Consider the following 16,122-nt stretch of genomic DNA (forward strand, 5'->3'; position numbering starts at 1 on the left):
CCGTTTCGGGGCAAGTCTGGCTCCTGGAAGATAAAGAGATGGCGGGCGCAGCCGAAGGCTGGAAACAGCTTGCTGCCACTCTCGATATAGGCTGGCCTGCAAGCGGATCAACGTAGACGTGCCTTGATTGCGCCATCCTGCAGCTTAACTCTGTGGATGTCAGAATTATGGCCCCTGTTCAATCGACAGCAATTCAATCATTGGCGTGCATGCGCACAGTTTCTGGAATCTCATGACAAAGACGACTTTCTTGACGGCCTTCCTCAGCATTGCAGTCCTGTTTGCCATGCCGGCCCTGGCCGAGGACAGGCTGAAACTCATGGCCTATGGCGATTCCCTGGTCCACGGCTATGGCCTGAGCGATGGAGAGACTTTTCCCGACCAACTGGAAACGGCCCTCCAGGAGAAAGGCTATCAGGCAGATGTCCTGAACGCCGGAAATTCCGGCGACACCTCGCGCGCCGGTCTGTCGCGCGTCGACTGGGCGCTGGCCGACAACCCAGACGCGGTGATCCTTGTGCTGGGAGCTAACGATGCCCTGCGCGGCCTCGAGCCCGACGCCATGGAGGAGAACCTTTCCGAACTGATTGACCGTTTCCGGCAGGAAGACCTGCCCATCCTGTTGGCCGGGATGATGGCCCCCCGGAACATGGGACCGAACTATACCGAGGAATTCGACGCCGTCTTCCCGCGCCTGGCCGAGAAGCATGATGTGCTCTTCTATCCCTTTTTCCTGAAAGACGTGGCCGCCGAACGCGACCTCAACCAGGACGACGGCATTCATCCCAATGCCGAGGGAGTCTCCGTGATCGTCGAGAACATCCTGCCCAAGGTCGAGGAACTGATCGAGGAAACACGCGGCTCTTCAGCAAACCAGGACGAAAGCGCTTCCTGACCGCCCCGACTTACTCGGCCTGACTTGCGTTCCGGCCTGTCTCTCTTCAGAAAGAGGCCGTTACAACACAAGCAATCCGCAACAGAACGGAGATCAATATGCAATACCGCCCGCTCGGCCGGACCGGCCTGAACGTGAGCGCGCTCTGCCTGGGAACCATGACCTGGGGCGAGCAGAACAGTCCCGAGGAGGCCTTCGAACAGATGGATTACGCCGTGGCGAACGGCGTCAACTTCTTCGACACGGCCGAAATGTACCCCATCGCCACACGCGCCGAGACCTACGGCCGAACCGAGGAAATCATCGGCGACTGGCTGGCCGCCCGCGGCGGCCGCGACAAGCTGGTCCTGGCCACCAAGGCCGTGGGACGCAGTTCCAATTTTCCCTACATCCGCGATGGAGAGCCCCGGCTCAACCGCCAGAATATCCGTCAGGCCGTGGATGACAGCCTGAAGCGTCTGCAGACCGACTACATCGACCTCTATCAGCTGCACTGGCCCGAACGCACAACCGACCGCTTTGGCAAACTGGGCTTTCACGCGGTGGCCGACGAGGAGACCGTGCCCATCGAGGAGACTCTGGAAGCCCTCGACGAACAGGTGCAGGCCGGCAAGATCCGTCATATCGGCCTGTCAAACGAGACGGCCTGGGGCACCATGACCTTCCTGAAGCTGGCCGAAGCCGGCAAGGGCCCGCGTGTGGCCTCCGTCCAGAATCCCTACAGCCTGCTCAACCGCAGCTTCGAGACAGGCCTGGCAGAGGTCGCCCTGCGCGAGGACTGCGGCCTGCTGGCCTATGCCCCCGTCGCCGCCGGTGTTCTGACCGGGAAGTACCAGGGCGGCCGGCGGCCCGAGGGCGCGCGCCTGACCCTGTTCCCGCAGAATTCGCGCTACATGAATCCCCAGGCCGATGCCGCGGTGGCAAAGTATGTGGCGTTGGCCCGTGCCTGGGATCTCGATCCGGCGGTCATGGCGCATGCTTATGTCTTCAGCCGGGCCTTCGTGACCGCCTCCATTGTCGGAGCAACACGCATGGAGCACCTGAAGCTGGCGTTCCAGGGCGAACAGACCACCCTGCCCGAGGAGCTGCTGGAGTCCATCGAGCAGATCCACGCCGAGCACACCTACCCCTGCCCCTGATTGACGACTCTTGCGGATCGCGCCGGTCCGGTCCTGCCTGATCTGCATAAAGACCCTTGCCAGCCCAGCCCTGCTACGGGCTATGCTGGCAGGGTTGCAAGCCGGTGCAGGAGGAAGGTCATGAGACTTTTTACAGCCCTCGCCTTGCCCGAGGAGGTTCGCGAAGAGCTTTCCGAAATCTGCAGCGGCGTCCCGGGCGCACGCTGGATTCCTCCAGAGAACATGCACCTGACCCTGCGTTTCATCGGCGAAGTGGACAACGCCCAGGCCCGCGATATCGACGACATGCTGCTGGGGCTCAACGGCAAGGGATTCGAGTTGACCCTGTCCGGTGTGGACGTCTTCACCGACGGTCCGCGCATCACCTCGCTCTGGGCCGGAGTCGAAGCCAACGAGCCGCTCAACCGGCTGCAGGCCAAGGTGGAACAGGCGATCATCCGCGCCGGCCTTCCGCCTGAACGGCGGAAATTCAAGCCGCACGTCACCCTGGCGCGCGGGCGAATCGAAAACGGCCCCAAACTGCAGCAGTTCATGTCCCGCAACGCACTGCTGAAGATCGGCCCCTTCCGGGTCGAGGACTTCGTGCTGTTCTCGAGCTTCCTCTCCCAGTCGGGGCCGCTTTACACCGAGGAAGTGAGCTATCCCCTCGAACCGGTCTATGCCTGAACGCTGCTGCGGTGACAGATTGCGGGCAGCCTATCTGGAACCTTGACCTCCCGGTTCCGGCGGCCCAAGTCTTGGCTTTCTCAAAGACCCTTGAAAGGCAGGTCGCATGCTCGATCACCACAGCGCTCTCATCTATGCCATGGTCCTGGCATCCGCAGCGGATCAGGAGATGAACGACGAGGAAGTCGAGATGATGAGCGAAATCATCAAGTTCCTGCCCGCTTTCCGCGACTACGACCTCAATCAGCTGTCCAGCACGGCACGTTCATGCGCCGAAATGCTGCGGGACGAGGAAGGGCTGGAACTTGCCATCGAGAAGATCCGCCAATCCCTGTCCGAACCCCTGTGCGAGACAGCCTATGCTTTGGCCTGTGATGTTGTCGCGGCCGATGGTACGGCCACACAGGAAGAGTTGCGCCTGCTGGAACTGCTGCGCCACCGTCTGGATGTCCCGCGACTGGAAGCAGCCGCCATCGAACGGGGGGCTGCTGCGCGGTTCCGTCAGGTCTGATTCTGGCAGCAGTCACAGGGGATTGCTGCTAACTTATTGACTGAATTCATTTTTTTGTTGCGCACGCTGTAAGTTCTCACTCAGAATCTTCCTCGATTCCAAGTTGAACGGAGGTCTTGAGTGCCATGAACGCCGTCGCGCTTCAGCTTCGCGATTACCGCCTGACCACGGCGGAAATTCTCTATCACATGCCGGACCATCCCGGCCTTCTGCAGACCTTTGTCTGGCAGGAGTACGACCTGGCACCGAAGTTTCCCGAATTGCGCCGCTTCCTGAATTTCTGGTCCAGCAACCTTGAGGGCAAGCTGCATTCCGTGAAGGTCGCCAACCAGAAGATCATCTCCGCAAGCGACTGGATGAACACCGACTGCGAACTGACGCTTCACTGACTTTTCGTGGCTCTCGGGCGCGGCGGCAAAGCGTCGCGCCCCAGCGTCTTGGCGCAAGGCGGGGCTCGGCCTATTCTCTGCCACTCTACAGGCAACACGGCAGCAGGCATGGCCAACCAGCTTTCCTACGGCAAGACACGAAACGACGGCATACCCATCACGAGTCCCGAGCATCGGCGCGCCGTGATTGCCTGGCTGCTGGTCACTGCCTTCATGGTCTTTGCCATGGCCGTGATCGGGGCCATCACGCGTCTGACGGAGTCCGGCCTGTCCATCATGGAATGGGCACCACTCACCGGGACCCTGCCCCCCTTGTCCGATGCCGAATGGCAGCGGCTCTTCGCACTCTACAAGACGATCCCGCAGTACCAGCAGATCAACGCCGGCATGTCGCTGGCCGAGTTCAAGACCATCTTCTGGTGGGAGTACATCCACCGCCTCTGGGGCCGGACCATCGGACTGGTCTTTGCCTTGCCGCTGGCCTGGTTCTGGTGGCGCGGCCGCTTGCCGTCCTGGCTGAAGCCGCACCTTCTGATCCTGCTTGGGCTGGGCGCGCTGCAGGGCTTGATGGGCTGGTACATGGTGGCCAGCGGTTTTGCCGACCGGGTTTCGGTCAGCCAGTACCGCCTGGCCCTGCACCTGTTCCTGGCCATCTTCATCTATGGCTACACTCTCTGGCTCGTTTTCCGGCTTGCCTGGCCAAATGCCGGGGAAGCCAGTCATCGGGGCGTGCTCCACCATTTGCGGCGCAGCCTGCTTGCCCTGATACTGCTCCTGACACTCACGCTTTTCTCCGGAGCCTTCGTCGCCGGGCTGAATGCCGGGCTGACCTACAACAGCTTCCCTCTGATGGACGGGCGCCTCGTCCCGGAGGGTTATGGCCAGCTCTCGCCCTGGCTCCTGAACCTGTTCGAGAACATTGCCGCGGTGCAGTTCAATCATCGCCTGTTGGCCAGTCTGACTCTACTGGCCACCCTGGGGCTCTTTCTGTGGTCCCTGCGCCTTCCCCTTTCAGCCGCAAGCCGGTGCGCGATGATGCTTCTGGTCCTGGCTGCATTGGGGCAGTTCGTGCTGGGGGTGGTCACCCTGCTTGCAGTGGTTCCTGTGGGGCTGGGCGCCGCGCACCAGGCTGGCGCGCTGCTGCTGCTGACAGCGGCCCTGCACGCCCTCTACCGCCTGCGCCCGGCGACCTGATTCACAACTCCATTGGGCTTTGACAGTCCTCTCCGCTCCGCTAGTCTGCGCTCAGCATAAAATAGAGAAACGATGAGAGGACCATCATGATTCTGGCCGGACGCAACCTGTCCCCCTTCACCCGCCGCTGCGCCATCTCGCTGATCCACGCCGGCATGTCCTACGAGGCACTGGAGCTCAATGCCGCCCAGGAGATGGACAAGGTCCAGCAATACAATCGCCTGGGCCGCGTTCCGGCCCTGCAACTCGACGACGGGACCTGCCTGGTGGACAGCTGGGCCATCCTGGACTGGATCGACCAGCAGGTTGGCCCGGACAAGGCTTTGGTGCCGGGCAGCGGAGACGAGCGGCGCGACGTTCTGCGTCTGACCGCCTATGCCATGGGCACCATGGAAAAGGCCGTGGCCTATTTCTATGAAACGGGGCTGCGCCCCGAGGACAAGCGCTGGAAGGACTGGGGGGACCGCCTCGGCTCCCAGGTCGTCGATGGCTTTGCTTTCCTTGAGGACGCACTGGGTACGCGTGACTGGCTTCACGGCGATCGCATGACCCAGGCAGACATCACCACCGTCTGCGCCTATGACTTCGCCACCGTACGTGCCGCCGACCTGCTGGACGGCGGCAAGCGCTTCCCGAAGCTGGCAGCCCTCACCGAACGCTGCAACCAGCTTGAACCCTTCGCCAAGACCAACCTGGATCCCTACCGCGGCTGAGATTTGTCCAGCGCGCGGCAGACAAGACCTGGCCGGAGCAGAGTTCTTTGTTTCGGCCAGGCGGCCCGACCCGTCACCCCGAGCTGTTCGTGGCCTGAAGGCCGATCGCGACCACATAGATGAGCAGCAGAGCCAGGCTCTCCACGCCAATGCGTCCCGGCCCACTTCTCTGTCGCAGGATCAGCCCACCCAGCAGCACCCCCGTCATCAGGATGGCGGTGACGGTCCAGAACTGGTCCGCCATGCCCGTGGCATGATAGAGCGACCCCTCCCGGTAGGAGACATCCGCAGCCGTCAGGAAGAGCGTGTCGAAGATGTTGCCGCCGACGATCCCGCCCACGGCCAGCTGCAGCGCGCCCCGGCGCACCGCGGCGATGGTCGTGACGAGTTCCGGCAGCGAGGTCACCACCGCCGTGGCCAGGGCGCCCACCAGGGACTGGGAAAGTGAAAGGCGGTCCGTGACCTCGGCGGCGGTCTTGGCAATCACCCAGCCGCCCAGCCCCATGAGGATCATCAGCAGGGCAAAGCTGGCAAAGAGGCGCAGATTGCTTTTCCGGCGCGTGGCGGGGTCCTCGCGCTCGGGCGTGTCCTCGCGGGTGTGTCGTGTCGAGACCGGCTTCCACATGGGCGCCTCTTTCAGCGAACGCGTGGCGACCAGCGCACTGACATAGACAACGGGGATCAACAGGGACAGAGGGTGCACCGCGAAGACGGTGACCTCCTTCAGGCTGAGCGCGATCAGCGGCAGGGTCAGCAGCACGATCAGCACCACCGCCTGGAAGATATTCGCCAACTCGGCCGCGGCATGTTCCAGATTGGCCTTGCGATAGGTCAGGTCGGCGATGGCGAGAAAGGCCGTTTGCGCGGCGATCCCGCCGATGCTGTTGGAATACGCCAGCGACGCATGGCCATCGAGCGCACCCGTGATCGATACGATCGTGCCGCTGAAGGAGGTCGCGGCGCCCAGCAGAACGGCACCCGAGATAGCCTCGCCCAGTCCGGTTCGGTCAGCCAGTGTGTCCGCCAGGGCCGTGATGCGCAGGCCGCTGAACAACACCACCAGTGCTGCCAGTGCAAAGCCCGTCAGCAGTCCCACCATCGACCATTGCTCAAGCATGGTCATGGTCCATTCCAGTCGTGACGGTCTTCCGGGGCGAGATGTGGTGTCATGATCTGATAAGGAAACCCGTCCGCAGCCACAAAGTCGAGACCTGCTTTCGGCTAGGTTCGTGCCTTCAGCCAGCAGCGCAGTAGATACCAGGCAACCAGCACCAGAACCGCCAGCACCAGGAGTGAGGCCACCAGATCCCAGCGCTCCGGATCGGCCCTGGCCCAGACAGCGCCCTTGGCCGCCAGGAATCCGGGGGCCAGCAGGACTGGCACCCACAGAATCGCCGAGGCCACATTAGCCAACTGGAAACGCGGCTGCGGCATGCGCAAAGTTCCGGCCATAAGTGGCACGCTCGCGCGCAGCGGCCCGATGAAGCGGCCGAGGAAGATCGAGGCCATGCCATAATGCCGGAAGAACAGGCGGCCGCGGGCCAGCATGCGGCGATGTCGTTTGAACAGCGGAATATGCAGAAGGCGCAGACCCAGCCAGCGGCCAAGCCAATAGGACACGCTGTCACCCAGTATTGCGCCGGGAATGCTGCTGAGCAGCACCGGCCAGAGATCCAGGGCGCCCGCGCCGATCAGGCCACCGCAGGCCATGATCAGGGCCGTGAAAGGCAGTAGAACGCCGACCACGGCAAGGGATTCGCCGAAAGCCATCACGAACAGGACAGGGACGACCCACTGCTGGTTGGCTTGCACAAAGCCCAGAAGATCCGTGACCCAGCTTTCCACCTCTGTCCGCCTTTCTAGCTCATTGCCAGCAAGCGCCGGACCCGGGCGCGCAGGTCCGGCAGAAGCTCTTCCGCAAACCAGGTATTGCGCTTCAGCCAGGCGGTATTGCGCCAGCTGGGATGCGGCAGCGGCAGGAACTCAGGCAGGTAACCGCGCCAGTTCCGGACCGTCTCGGTCAGGCTGCGGGCACGTCGTTCGGCCAGATACCAGGCCTGGGCATAGCTGCCGACCAGCAGAGTCAAGGCAACGGAAGTCATCAGCGGGCGCAGCAAAGGATGCCAGGTGGGGGCACAGATCTTCATGGGCGGACGATCACCCCCACGCGGATCGCGCCCCGGATAGCACAGGCCCATGGGCATGATGGCGATCCGTTCTGCGTCATAGAAGGTGTCGCGATCCACCTGCAGCCAGTCTCGTAGGCGATCGCCGGAAGCGTCGTTGAAAGGCAGTCCGCTTTCGTGAACCTTCGTGCCCGGCGCCTGCCCCACGATCAGCAAGGACGCCGTCGTGCTGGCCTGGACCACGGGTCGGGGGCCCAGGGGAAGCTGATCTGCACAAAGCCGGCAAGCCCGTGCCTGTTCCAGCGCGTCCCCCAGGCGGTCAGGCTGCTTCATCGGCGTCCCACACCCTCCAGCAGGCTGTGCACATAGTCCGGCACGACTTCCGAAGCCGGGCCGTGATGGTGCTCGTGAAACAGGTCCCGGCCCTCGCTCGGCTCAAGGTTCAGCTCCACGGTATGCCCGCGGCCGGCCATGCGGACCTCCTGGACGAAGCCGGCGGCCGGATAGACGCTGCCCGAGGTGCCGACCGAGAGGAAGAGGTCGCAGCTTTCAAGTTCGGCTGCAATGCGGTCCATCTCGAAGGGCATTTCGCCGAACCAGACCACATGCGGGCGCAAATTGCCACTGTCGCCACAGGCCGGACAGGGGCTGGTGACCTCCAGGTCGCCACGCCATTCATGAATGCTGCCGCAGTCCTCGCAGCGCGCCTTGAAAAGTTCGCCGTGCATGTGAATCAGGTTCCGGCTGCCGGCCCGCTCGTGCAGGTCGTCGATGTTCTGCGTGACCAGCAGCACTTCGCCGGGCCAGTCACTTTCCAGTTCGGCAAGCGCAAGATGGGCGGCGTTCGGCTGTATCTCCGCAGCACGCAGCCCCTGGCGCCGCGCATTGTAGAAGGCCTGAACGCCTTCCGGGTCCCGGGCGAAGGCTTCGGGTGTGGCCACATCCTCGATCCGCACCTGTGCCCAGATTCCGTCGGCGTCACGGAATGTGTTGAGACCGGATTCACGAGACACGCCCGCACCGGTCAGGATAACGATTTTTCCTTCGGGGTTCAGCTTCATGATGATAGGGACTATAGCCGAAGCGAAGCACTCACCACACCCCCTGGATGGTCTCAGCCGAAGGAAAGGTCAATCATGCGTATCCTCTTCGTGTGCACCGGCAACATCTGCCGCTCGCCCACCGCCGAGGGCGTCCTGAGACAGAAACTCGGCAAACGCGGCCTCGATCATGTCCTTGTCGATTCGGCCGGAACCCACGGCTACCATGTGGGCGAAAGTCCGGATCCGCGGGCACGCGACAAGGCCGCTCAACGCGGATACAGCTTGGACGACCAAACGGCGCGGCGGATCGCAATCGAGGATTTCGAACGTTTCGACTGGGTCATTGCCATGGACCGTGGTCACCTGCGGCAGCTCGAGCGGCTCTGCCCGCCCCAGGCCACAGCCGAAATCCATCTGTTCCGGGACTTCCAGGGCGGATCGCACGCGGGGCAGGATATACCCGACCCCTATTACGGGGCGCTGGGCGGCTTCAACGAAGTTCTGGACCTGATCGAAGCTGGCTGCGAGGCAATGCTGGACCAACTGCAGCAGGATGGAGTGCCAAGGCGCAGCTGAAGCGAAAGCAGAGTGAAGGAGCGCCGGGAAAGGTCTGGACAGCATGGCCTGCCCGGCTTCAAGCTTCGCGCCATGATTGATCTGCTGGACAGACCCCATCACGAACGCCCGCTCGGCGGCGGCTGCATCGCCCAGGTCAGCCTGCTGGAATTCGAGGACGGCGAGAAACTGGTGGCCAAACGCGACGGCGGCCGCGGCGGTGACCTGGAGCTGGAAGGCTGGATGCTGCGCTACCTGGCCCAGAACAGCACGCTTCCCGTGCCGGAAGTCCACCACTGTGAGAGCGAACTGCTGCTGATGAGCTGGCTGCCGGATGGTGGTGGATTGAGTACAGCTGCAGAGCGCCACGCCGCCGACCTGATCGCCAAACTGCACGCCATCACGGCTCCCGACTTCGGCCTGGAACGCGACAGCCTCATCGGTCCGCTGCATCAGCCCAATCCGCAGGAAACGGACTGGATCACCTTCTTCCGCGATCATCGCCTGCTCTACATGGCCGATCTGGCAAAGGACCGAGGCCGCCTGCCCGCCGGCACCCGCCACCAGATCGATCGCCTGGCCGTGCGCCTGCCCGATCTGATTCCGGCGGGCGTAAAACCCTCTCTGCTGCATGGCGACCTCTGGGGCGGCAACATCCTGGCCAGCGGGGACCGTATCTCCGGCTTCATCGACCCGGCGATCTACTACGGCGACCGCGAGATGGACCTTGCCTTTTCCACGCTTTTCGGCAGCCTCGGCGAAGGCTTCTTCCAGCGCTACCAGGAGCTGCAGCCCCTGGAGCCTGGCTTTTTCGAGGAACGCCGCGAGCTCTACAACCTCTATCCCCTCTTGGTGCACACGGCCCTGTTCGGCGGGGGCTACGCCGGGGCGGTGAAACGGATAACGGAGGGCTTTCTGTGAGCCAGGACAGCAGCGACAGCGGAGATGCAGGCGAGAACCGGCTGTTGATCGGTATCTCGGCCATGCTGACCGGCATGGCCTGCCTGACCGTCATGGACGCCACCGCCAAGTGGCTGGGCGAAGGCTATGCCATCAGCCAGATCGTCTTCTTCCGCAACTTCTTCTCGCTGATCCCCGTGGCCTTCATCGTCTGGTTCGGCGGCGGCCTGCCGGCCCTGCGCACGAAACGCCTGAAGCTGCACCTTCTGCGCGGCCTCTTCATCCTGGTGGCGATCTACAGCTTCTTCTATGGCCTGCGTTTCATGCAGCTGGCCGAGGCCGTCTCCATCGCCTTCCTGGCGCCGCTCTTCGTGGCCGCGCTGTCGGTGCCCATCCTGGGCGAGCGGGTCGGCCCGCGGCGCTGGACGGCGGTCCTGATCGGCCTGCTGGGCGCGCTCATCATCATCCGCCCGGGCACCGAGGTCTTCAAGTGGGCCTCGCTGCTGCCCGCCACGGCGGCGCTCAGCTATGCCTTCATCATGGTGATCGGCCGCAAGCTCAGCCGCACCGACAGCAACGCCGCCATCATGGTCTACGGCACCTTTGTGGCCGTTATCGTCTCGGGCATCTTCCTGCCCTTCGACTGGCGCATGCCCAGCCTGTTCGACTGGCTGCTGCTGCTGGAAATGGGCATCCTGGGCGGCGCGGCCATCTATTTCATCACGGTCGCCTATCGCAACGCCCAGGCCTCGCTGGTCGCGCCCTTCGAGTACTCGGCCCTGCTCTGGGGCCTGATCCTCGGCTGGCTGCTGTGGCGCGAGTTCCCCGGTGCCCATGTCTGGCTGGGTGCGGGCATCGTGATCGCCAGCGGCATCTACCTGCTCTATCGCGAGAACCAGGTGGCCCGTCAGAAGGCGCGGGCCCAGCCAGAACGGCCCGTCGCGCGCCCGCGCAGCTTCCGCTAGGACCTACGCCGACCTGCCCTGGGCTTTCAGCATTCTCTCTGAAGGCAATCTGCGCTAGGATTGCGTGAGCGCCGTTCACAGCCACCATTCACCTCCTGTCCCGTGCCCTCCAGTCAACCCGCCTTTGAACTCTTTCCCTGGGACAGCGCCGCAGCAGCGGACCCGCCCCCCGCGCTTGCCCATGACTGGGTCTTCTCTGGCGCCCTGGCCCTGCTGTCCGACAGGGTCGACACGGCCATCGGCAGGATACTCCAGCAGAGTGCCGAGGACGTCGGCGCCGATCGCGGCTGGATGCTCGAGTACGACGACAGCGGCCTGCTGTTCCGCAACACCCATGAATGGTGCCGCCGGAACGTCTCCTCCCATGTCGAGGACCTGCAATCCATCCCCGTCTCCATGATTGCCTGGCTGCATGGCCATCTGGTCGCCGGCCAGGCCGTCATGATCAACTCCGTGCAGGACCTCCCCGCCGTCGTGCGGGAGCTGCGCGCCGAACTGATCCGGCAGCAGGTGAAGAGCACGCTCAACGTTCCGGTCTTCTACGAAGGCCGCCTCAGGGCCTGCATCGGCTTCGACAGCACCCGGCAGCCCACCCGCTGGGGGCCCCAGGTCGCCGGCGCCCTGGCTCAAACGGCACAGCTGATTGCCCAGGCCCGCTATGGACAGCGGCCATCGGAAGGCCCGCCCCTCCCTGCGATTCAGAAACACCACAAGCTTGCCCCCATGGTCTATCTGCGCATGCATGGCCGGGTGCGTGGCGTCACCCTGCTGGAGGTCAGCGGTCTGCGTGCTGCACGCGACTACACGCGGGTCCACTTGCACAACGGGGACGCCTTCCTGGACACCCGCCCGCTCAGCGTCTGGCAGGGCCTGCTGCCGCCCGAGCACTTCCTGCGCATCCACCGCTCCGGCCTCGTCAACCTGGTCCACGTCCAGCAGTTCGACCGCCATGCCGGATCAAACGGCCAGCGCTGGCAACTTGTCGTTCGCGGCCTCGACCAGCCCTGGAGCGTCTCGCGCCCCTACCGCCGCGAGCTGCGGCACCGCCTGGGCGTCTGATCGCGGCTTCTGCGCATTGATTTCCGACACGGCCAGGAGGCAAGACATGGCCGCTTCCCAAGCCCGAATCTGTCGTTTCGTCGAATATAAATGTCGATTCGCAGAATTCCTGTTGTGCCTTGAACAGCCGGCTCGCAAAAGGCGGGAAACACGACGCGACAAGCCAAGAGGCACAGAACGGGGGCACTTCAGATATGGGAAACACTATCGTATGGCACCGCAAGGCGACCCGCCCGGCAGAGGCAGGCTGCGCTGGCATCATCACAAAGGGGCGCTGCACGCCAGTCCTTCTCCGCAGTGCCGCGGCCGGTTCCCCTCCAACGCCAAGGGGCACCCCGGGTAACGTGGGCGGAACTGCGATACCGGCCCGGCGGCGGAGCCTGTTCTCGGGAAGCGCCCTTGTACTTGTGACGCTCGCACTGCCGCTGCTGACGCCGACGGCAAGCTTCCTGCCCGGGCACGCCCTGGCCGCCGGCGGCACAGGCGGTGATGGTGGTGGAGGCTCAGCCGGGGCGGGCGGCATGGGCGGAACGCTCGATGACTCGAACGGGGACCCCGGCGGTGATGCTGATATTCGCGGTGGCGGCGGTGGCGGCGGCGGTGGTCCCGGTGGCGGTGAGGGCGGTGATGGCGGCAGCGGATCGGGCATTGACGGCGATGGAGGGGCCGGCGGTGACGGTGGACATCATGGCTCCGATGGAGCCGGCCTACCGTCCGGGGATAGCAACGGTTATAATGGAGATGATGGTGTAAAGGGCGGGCCCGACACTAGCACCGCCCCTTATTTCGGCGGTGGCGGCGGGGGTGGAGGCGCCGGCGGCTTTGGTGCGCTTGTGAGCGATGGGGGAGAGGCTGCTACAGACTCGGGCCAGACCATTGAGGGCGGCGATGGCGGCGATGGCGGCGATGGCGGCGATGGCAGCTCTGCCAGCGATGACGGCTCTGGCGGCGATGGCGGCTCTGGTGGCGTCGGCCTTTCCTTCTCCGGCAATAGTTTAGATAACAGCGGGAACATTACCGGCGGAAACGGAGGGGCCGGCGGCAGTGGCGCCCGTAGCGGCGATGGCGGCTCAGGGGGTGTTGGTCTTTCCTTCTCCGGCAACAGTCTCGACAACTACAGAAACATCATAGGGGGCGCTGGGGGCGCTGGGGGCGATGGAGGTACTGGCGTTCCTGGCGGCAATGGCGGCTCTGGCGGTGCCGGCCTTTCCTTCTCCGGCGACAGTCTCGGCAACAGCGGAAACATCACGGGCGGAAACGGAGGCGCAGGCGGCACTGGTGGCATTAGCGGCATTGACGGAGCTGGCGGCGTCGGGTTGGTCGTGACAAGCGATGGCGCCCATGTCGTCAATGCGGGCACGATCTCGGGCGGTCTGTCGGGCGACGAAAGCAAATGGGCCAACGCGATCCAGATCCAGGGCAAGGACTCCACCTTGGAGCTGCGCGATGGCTATAACTTTGCAGGCAACGTTGTCGCAAATGGCAATAATATCACGAAACTTGCTCTCGGTGGCTATGCCGACAGCAGTTTCGATACCGGTTCCATCGGCATCGGCGAACAGTTCCAGGGCTTCACGAACTTCGAGAAAACCGGCAGCAGTACCTGGACCCTGACGGGCACGACAGTGGCGGCCACGCCCTGGACACTGATCGACGGCACGCTGTCGGTCAATTCGGACGCCCAGCTCGGCGATCCCGACGTTGAGCTCACCTTCAAGGGCGGCACCCTGGCGACCACGGCAACCATAGGAACTGCGCGCACCATGACGCTGGACGGCACCGGTACGTTCGAGGTGGCCGAGGAGACCACGCTCGGTGTGAGCGGCGATGTCGAGGGTTCAGGCGATCTCGTCAAACAGGGGGCCGGAACGCTCCACCTCGCCGGCACTGGAGGGTACGGCAACACGATCGTCGAGGAGGGGGGACTGATCGGCGATACGACCTCCATGAGCGGCGATATTACCAACGATGGTGAGGTTGCTTTTTATCAGTCGCGGGACGGGACTTTTGCTGGCGATATCGGTGGCACTGGCACCATGCGCAAGTTTGGCTTCGGCACACTGACGTTGGCCGGCACCTCGACACTGGATTGGACGATTGACATTGGAAAGCTGCGCAGTGCAGCCGAGCGCTTTGAAGGGGATACGGTCATCGGCACGGATGGCACCTTCATTCTCGATCAGACCAGCAACGCCCAGTATGCCGGAAAGCTCACGGGTGATGGCCAGTTCCGCAAGCAGGGGGATGGCGCCTTGCTTTATATAGGCGATGGATCCGGTTTTACCGGCACCACCACGGTGGCCGACGGCCGGCTGAGCGTTGGTACGACAAAGGACCCCTCTGAGCTCGGCGGCACGCTTACCGTGGCAGACGGCGCCATACTTGGCGGTTCTGGCCAAGTGGGGACCACAGAAATCACCAATGAAGCCACCCTCGCGCCGGGCAATTCCATCGGGGAATTGACCATCGACGGCGACTTGACCTTCGAAGAGGGCTCGATCTTTGAGGTGGAGGTCGACCCCACCGGCAGCGACAGCGACCATGTCCAGGTTAACGGCACGGCCCATCTGGACGGCACGGTGCAGCACGTCGGTCTGAAGGGAGAATATGATCCCAAGAGCAGCTACACCATCCTGACGGCAGATCAACTTGAGGGAAACTTCAACGAGGTCGAGTCCGAATACACCTTCCTGGACACGGAGCTGTCCTATAGCGGCAAGTCAGTCGCCCTGGAGCTGACCCGTAACGACATCAGCTTCAGCGAAACCGGCCAGAGCCGCAACCAACAGGGCACAGGCGCAGCCATCGAGAGCCTGGGGCCCGGCAATCCGCTCTATGATGCCATCGTCACCTACGTCGGCGATCCGCAGAAGCTCCAGGAAATCCTGGCGCAGCTCTCGGGCGACAGCCATGCCTCCAGCCAGACGGCCATGAGCCAGATGACACAGATGATCGGGTCCTTCGTGCGCGCCCACAGCCGCGGCCGGGTCTTCGGCGGCACGCAGCTGTCCCGTTCCCCCGGTGGGGCCAGTCTGCGCGACAACCAGTACGCCACGCTGGGCAGCACGTCTTCCCGGGGCGGCAACCGGGAAACCGAGGCCGGCACGCAGCAGGCGCTGAACAGCCGTGCCTGGGGCCGGGCCTTCGGGACCTGGGGCAAGAACGATGGCGACGACAATGCCCCCGGCAACGAGTATCTCACGGGCGGCTTCCTGATGGGCCTGGACACCAACCTGGACGGCTGGACCCTGGGCGGCTTTGCCGGCTACAGCCGCTCGGACATCGACAGCGACCGCGCCGGGGCCGGCAGCGACGTGGACAGCTACCACGCCGGCGTCTATGGCGGGCGCAGCTTCGATGTGGGCGGCCCCGGTGTCCTGGGCCTCAACCTGGGCGCCGGCTTCACCTGGCACGAGACCGAGGCCCAGCGCCGGGTGAACCTGCCTGGCGATACCCAGAACCTGAGCGCCGACTATTCCGCCCAGAGCTATCAGCTCTTCTCGGAACTCGGTTACCGCATGGAAAGCGAGGCCGGGGCCCTGGAGCCCTATGCCGGTCTCTCCTATCTGCGCCAGGACACGGAAGGCTACGAGGAAAGCGGCGGATCGGCTGCGCTCATCCGGGAAAGCAGCACGCGCAACACCTACTACTCCACGCTGGGGCTGCGCGGCGAGACTTCCTTCGCGCTCGAGGACGAGCGCAGCCTCACCCTGCGCGGCGGGCTTGGCTGGCGCCATGCCTTCGGGGACGTCACACCCACGGTGGAGCAGCGCTTTGCCGGCGGCGAAAGCTTCTCGATCTCCGGCGCCCCCATCGACCGCGATGCTGCCCTCCTGGAGACCGGCCTGGACCTGGAGCTGTCGGAGACCACCACGCTCTCGCTCGACTACGACGGCCAGCTCTCGGCGAACGCCCAGGAGCATACCGGGCGCCTGGAGCTGTCGATCCGCTTCTGAGGAGGCGCGCT

At 64.0% G+C, this 16,122-nt stretch carries 16 protein-coding genes; 12 read left to right on the top strand and 4 right to left on the bottom strand.

What is annotated here, in order from left to right:
* Positions 1-232: 232 nt before the first annotated feature.
* The 7 genes from G502_RS19515 to G502_RS0109575 all read left to right on the top strand — a co-directional run bounded on the left by G502_RS19515 (position 233) and on the right by G502_RS0109575 (position 5,507).
* Positions 233-895 (top strand): arylesterase, encoded by a 663-nt coding sequence (locus G502_RS19515; protein WP_022728446.1) that lies wholly within the window; start codon positions 233-235, stop codon positions 893-895.
* 98 nt (positions 896-993) lie between these two features.
* The gene (locus G502_RS0109550; RefSeq protein WP_022728447.1) at positions 994-2,034 is read left to right on the top strand and encodes an NADP(H)-dependent aldo-keto reductase; all 1,041 of its coding nucleotides are present in this window, start codon (positions 994-996) and stop codon (positions 2,032-2,034) included.
* A gap of 120 nt (positions 2,035-2,154) precedes the next feature.
* A complete protein-coding gene (gene thpR, locus G502_RS0109555; RefSeq protein WP_026989288.1) occupies positions 2,155-2,700 on the top strand; it encodes an RNA 2',3'-cyclic phosphodiesterase in 546 nt (181 codons plus the stop codon).
* Positions 2,701-2,806: 106 nt separating this feature from the next.
* Positions 2,807-3,211, top strand: a complete 405-nt coding sequence (locus G502_RS0109560) for a tellurite resistance TerB family protein (protein WP_022728449.1) — start codon at positions 2,807-2,809, stop codon at positions 3,209-3,211.
* Between the two features lie 125 nt (positions 3,212-3,336).
* The gene (locus G502_RS0109565; RefSeq protein WP_022728450.1) at positions 3,337-3,600 is read left to right on the top strand and encodes an usg protein; all 264 of its coding nucleotides are present in this window, start codon (positions 3,337-3,339) and stop codon (positions 3,598-3,600) included.
* A 108-nt stretch (positions 3,601-3,708) separates the two neighbouring features.
* Positions 3,709-4,794 carry a COX15/CtaA family protein gene (locus tag G502_RS0109570; RefSeq protein WP_022728451.1) on the top strand — a complete coding sequence of 362 codons (1,086 nt, stop codon included), beginning with the start codon at positions 3,709-3,711 and terminating at the stop codon, positions 4,792-4,794.
* An 86-nt stretch (positions 4,795-4,880) separates the two neighbouring features.
* A complete protein-coding gene (locus tag G502_RS0109575; RefSeq protein ID WP_022728452.1) occupies positions 4,881-5,507 on the top strand; it encodes a glutathione S-transferase family protein in 627 nt (208 codons plus the stop codon).
* Positions 5,508-5,580: 73 nt separating this feature from the next.
* On the opposite strand, the gene G502_RS0109580 is transcribed toward G502_RS0109575, so the two are convergent.
* From G502_RS0109580 to cobB, 4 genes are all read right to left on the bottom strand, one after another.
* A complete protein-coding gene (locus G502_RS0109580) occupies positions 5,581-6,630 on the bottom strand; it encodes a sodium:calcium antiporter (RefSeq protein WP_022728453.1) in 1,050 nt (349 codons plus the stop codon).
* Positions 6,631-6,728: 98 nt separating this feature from the next.
* The gene (locus tag G502_RS0109585) at positions 6,729-7,352 is read right to left on the bottom strand and encodes a DedA family protein (protein ID WP_022728454.1); all 624 of its coding nucleotides are present in this window, start codon (positions 7,350-7,352) and stop codon (positions 6,729-6,731) included.
* Positions 7,353-7,366: 14 nt separating this feature from the next.
* Complete coding sequence (locus G502_RS0109590; protein WP_022728455.1) at positions 7,367-7,966, bottom strand: uracil-DNA glycosylase family protein; 600 nt, start codon at positions 7,964-7,966, stop codon at positions 7,367-7,369.
* Entirely contained in the window at positions 7,963-8,694 is a 732-nt protein-coding gene (cobB, locus tag G502_RS0109595; RefSeq protein ID WP_022728456.1) for a Sir2 family NAD+-dependent deacetylase, read from the bottom strand. The genes G502_RS0109590 and cobB overlap by 4 nt, the downstream gene beginning before the upstream one ends.
* 75 nt (positions 8,695-8,769) lie before the next feature.
* On the opposite strand from cobB, the gene G502_RS0109600 reads away from it, so the two are divergent.
* The 5 genes from G502_RS0109600 to G502_RS22785 all read left to right on the top strand — a co-directional run bounded on the left by G502_RS0109600 (position 8,770) and on the right by G502_RS22785 (position 16,111).
* Positions 8,770-9,252, top strand: coding sequence for a low molecular weight protein-tyrosine-phosphatase (locus tag G502_RS0109600; protein ID WP_022728457.1), 483 nt, complete (start codon positions 8,770-8,772; stop codon positions 9,250-9,252).
* Between the two features lie 12 nt (positions 9,253-9,264).
* Complete coding sequence (locus G502_RS0109605; RefSeq protein ID WP_022728458.1) at positions 9,265-10,152, top strand: fructosamine kinase family protein; 888 nt, start codon at positions 9,265-9,267, stop codon at positions 10,150-10,152.
* Entirely contained in the window at positions 10,149-11,096 is a 948-nt protein-coding gene (locus G502_RS19520) for a DMT family transporter (protein WP_022728459.1), read from the top strand. Before G502_RS0109605 ends, G502_RS19520 begins: the two co-directional genes overlap by 4 nt.
* 60 nt (positions 11,097-11,156) lie before the next feature.
* Positions 11,157-12,155, top strand: a complete 999-nt coding sequence (locus tag G502_RS0109615; RefSeq protein ID WP_022728460.1) for a LytTR family transcriptional regulator DNA-binding domain-containing protein — start codon at positions 11,157-11,159, stop codon at positions 12,153-12,155.
* Between the two features lie 407 nt (positions 12,156-12,562).
* Entirely contained in the window at positions 12,563-16,111 is a 3,549-nt protein-coding gene (locus G502_RS22785) for an autotransporter family protein (protein ID WP_155957827.1), read from the top strand.
* The last annotated feature ends 11 nt before the right edge of the window (positions 16,112-16,122 follow it).

It is taken from the genome of Fodinicurvata sediminis DSM 21159 (genome assembly GCF_000420625.1).
Lineage (GTDB): Bacteria > Pseudomonadota > Alphaproteobacteria > Kiloniellales > DSM-21159 > Fodinicurvata > Fodinicurvata sediminis.

What these genes read in the sequence shown, in the direction of transcription:
- G502_RS19515 (WP_022728446.1), top strand. Translation starts at nt 233, where the DNA reads ATGACAAAGACGACTTTCTTGACGGCCTTCCTCAGCATTGCAGTCCTG.
- G502_RS0109550 (WP_022728447.1), top strand. Translation starts at nt 994, where the DNA reads ATGCAATACCGCCCGCTCGGCCGGACCGGCCTGAACGTGAGCGCGCTC.
- thpR (WP_026989288.1), top strand. Translation starts at nt 2,155, where the DNA reads ATGAGACTTTTTACAGCCCTCGCCTTGCCCGAGGAGGTTCGCGAAGAG.
- G502_RS0109560 (WP_022728449.1), top strand. Translation starts at nt 2,807, where the DNA reads ATGCTCGATCACCACAGCGCTCTCATCTATGCCATGGTCCTGGCATCC.
- G502_RS0109565 (WP_022728450.1), top strand. Translation starts at nt 3,337, where the DNA reads ATGAACGCCGTCGCGCTTCAGCTTCGCGATTACCGCCTGACCACGGCG.
- G502_RS0109570 (WP_022728451.1), top strand. Translation starts at nt 3,709, where the DNA reads ATGGCCAACCAGCTTTCCTACGGCAAGACACGAAACGACGGCATACCC.
- G502_RS0109575 (WP_022728452.1), top strand. Translation starts at nt 4,881, where the DNA reads ATGATTCTGGCCGGACGCAACCTGTCCCCCTTCACCCGCCGCTGCGCC.
- G502_RS0109580 (WP_022728453.1), bottom strand. Translation starts at nt 6,630, where the DNA reads ATGACCATGCTTGAGCAATGGTCGATGGTGGGACTGCTGACGGGCTTT.
- G502_RS0109590 (WP_022728455.1), bottom strand. Translation starts at nt 7,966, where the DNA reads ATGAAGCAGCCTGACCGCCTGGGGGACGCGCTGGAACAGGCACGGGCT.
- cobB (WP_022728456.1), bottom strand. Translation starts at nt 8,694, where the DNA reads ATGAAGCTGAACCCCGAAGGAAAAATCGTTATCCTGACCGGTGCGGGC.
- G502_RS0109600 (WP_022728457.1), top strand. Translation starts at nt 8,770, where the DNA reads ATGCGTATCCTCTTCGTGTGCACCGGCAACATCTGCCGCTCGCCCACC.